The sequence below is a fragment of the Micromonospora sp. AMSO1212t genome, from assembly GCF_008868145.1.
Taxonomy (GTDB): Bacteria; Actinomycetota; Actinomycetes; order Mycobacteriales; family Micromonosporaceae; genus Micromonospora; species Micromonospora tulbaghiae.
In genome coordinates, this window is sequence record NZ_WBKS01000322.1 from 1 (window position 1) to 438 (window position 438).

Genomic DNA, 438 nt, shown 5'->3' on the forward strand with positions numbered 1-438 from the left:
CCGAGGTCGCGCTCATCGTCCAGTCCAGCGGCCGGATCATCGGTGCCACCCTGGGCAACGACGTGAACCTGCGCGACGTCGAGGGCCGTTCGGCGCTCCTGCTGCCCCTGGCCAAGGACAACAACGCCTCATGCGCCCTCGGTCCCCTGATCCGGTTGTTCGACGACCGGTTCGGCCTGGACCGGGTGCGCGAAGCCGAGGTCGGTCTGACGATCCGCGGCGCGGACGGCTTCCACCTGGAGGCGGTCTCGGAGATGACGCGGATGTCGCGCGACCCGGCGGCCCTGGTGCGGCAGCTGGTCGGCCCGCACCACCAGTATCCCGACGGTGCCGTGCTGATGCTCGGCACCATGTTCGCGCCCATCGAGGACCGGGACCGCCCCGGTGAGGGCTTCACCCACAACGTCGACGACGTGGTGCGGATCGGCTGCCCGGCGC

1 pseudogene is annotated in these 438 nt (G+C 71.0%); it reads left to right on the forward strand.

Annotated elements, in window-relative coordinates:
* A pseudogene (locus tag F8279_RS29995) lies at positions 1-438 on the forward strand (fumarylacetoacetate hydrolase); the annotation flags it as partial.